Raw genomic sequence first — 2295 nt, 5'->3', positions numbered from 1 at the left:
ACCCGGACCGCCGCGTCCGGCCTGGCCGCGCGGCTGCGCGACCTGCCCGCCGACGAGCGGACCGGGCTCCTCACGGACCTGGTGCGCACCCACGCGGCGGCCGTCCTCGGCCACCCCGGCCCGGAGGCCGTCGCCCCCGACCGGAACTTCCGCGACCTCGGCTTCGACTCGCTCACCGCGATCGAGCTGCCCAACCGGCTGGCCGTCGCCACCGGACTGCGGATGCCGGCCACCACGGTGTACGACTACCCGACCTCCCAGGCCCTCGCCGAGCACCTCGTCGCCGAGCTGCTGGGCGAGCAGGACACCCGCGGCGCCGGTCCGGCCGCCGCCGCCCTGGCCGAGGACCCGGTCGTCATCGTCGGCATGGCCTGCCGGCTGCCCGGCGGAGTCCGCTCCCCGCAGGACCTGTGGGAGATGCTCAGCGAGGGCCGCGACGGCATCCAGGCGTTCCCCGAGGACCGCGGCTGGGACCTCGCCACCCTGATGTCCGGCGGCGCCGACGGCCGCGGCCGCAGCGCCACCCTGCGCGGCGGGTTCCTCGACGGGGCCGCCGAGTTCGACGCGTCCTTCTTCGGGATCTCCCCGCGTGAGGCCCTGGCCATGGACCCGCAGCAGCGGCTCCTCCTGGAGACCACCTGGGAGGCGTTCGAGCGCTCCGGCATCGACGCCGACGGGCTGCGCGGCAGCCGCACCGGCGTGTTCGTCGGCACCAACGGCCAGGACTACTCCACCCTCGTCATGAACTCCCGCGAGGACCTGGAGGGCCACGCCGGCACCGGTCTCGCCGCGAGCGTCGTCTCCGGCCGGCTGGCCTACACCTTCGGCCTGGAGGGCCCGGCGGTCACCGTCGACACCGCCTGCTCCTCCTCCCTGGTCGCCCTGCACTGGGCGATGCAGGCGCTGCGCGCCGGCGAGTGCGACCTGGCCGTCGCGGGCGGCATCACCATGATGAGCACGCCGTCCGCGTTCTCCGGGTTCACCCTGCAGAACGGCCTGGCGACCGACGGCCGCTGCAAGGCGTACGCGGACGCCGCCGACGGCACCGGCTGGTCCGAGGGCGTCGGCCTGATCGTCGTGGAGCGCCTGTCGGACGCCCGCCGCAACGGCCACGAGGTCCTGGCCGTGGTCCGGGGCTCCGCCATCAACCAGGACGGTGCCTCCAACGGCCTGACCGCCCCCAACGGACCCTCCCAGCAGCGTGTCATCCGCCAGGCCCTGGCGAGCGCCGGACTCACGACCGCCGACATCGACGCGGTCGAGGGCCACGGCACCGGCACCCCGCTCGGCGACCCGATCGAGGCGCAGGCCCTGCTGGCGACGTACGGGCAGGACCGGCCCGAGGACCGGCCGCTGCTGCTCGGCTCCATCAAGTCGAACATCGGCCACACCCAGGCCGCCGCCGGTGTCGCCGGCATCATCAAGACCGTCATGGCGATGCGGCACGGCGTGCTGCCCCGCACGCTCCACGTGGACCGGCCGTCGACGCACGTCGACTGGGAGGCCGGGGCGATCAGGCTGCTCACCGAGGAGTCCGCCTGGCCCGAGACCGGGCGCCCCTGGCGCGCGGGCATCTCGTCCTTCGGCATCAGCGGCACCAACGCGCACACCATCATCGAGCAGGCCCCCGAGGCCGACGCGCCGGTGACCGCCGCCGAACCGGAGGCCACCCCCTCCGTCGTGCCGTGGCCGGTGTCCGCGAAGTCCGACGAGGCCCTGGACGCCCAGGCGGCGGGCGTCACCGCGCTCACCGGCGCCGACCCGCTCGACGTGGGCTTCTCCCTCGCCACCGGCCGCGCCCTCTTCGACCACCGTGCCGTCCTGCTCGCCGCACCCGGTGGCGCGCCGGCCGAGGTCGCCCGCGGCCGGGCCGCCCACCGCACCCTCGCGGTGCTGTTCTCCGGCCAGGGCTCGCAGCGCGCCGCGATGGGGCGCGAACTGTACGGCCGCTTCCCGGTGTTCGCCGACGCGCTGGACGCGGTGCTGGCCCGCCTGGACGTCGGCCGCGACCGTTCCCTGCGCGAGGTGCTGTTCGCCGCGGAGGGCACCGACGACGCCGCCCTGCTGGACACCACCGGGTACACCCAGCCGGCCCTGTTCGCCGTCGAGGTGGCGCTGTACCGGCTCGTCGAGTCCTGGGGCCTCCGGCCCGACCAGGTGGCGGGCCACTCCGTGGGAGAGATCGCGGCCGCGCACGTGGCGGGGGTGTTCTCGCTGGAGGACGCCTGCACGCTGGTGGCCGCCCGGGCCCGGCTGATGCAGGAGCTGCCCGCCGGTGGTGCGATGGTGGCCGTG

Annotated in this window: 1 protein-coding gene; it reads left to right on the top strand. The window is 75.6% G+C overall.

Annotated elements, in window-relative coordinates:
• Positions 1-2295 (top strand): type I polyketide synthase (locus tag HO151_RS00195; RefSeq protein WP_173894114.1); only part of this gene is annotated, 2295 nt, incomplete at both ends.

This window comes from Streptomyces sp. 8P21H-1, assembly GCF_013302945.1.
The sequence above is the reverse complement of the archived record's forward strand: the minus strand, read 5'-3'. Positions and strand labels throughout refer to the sequence as shown.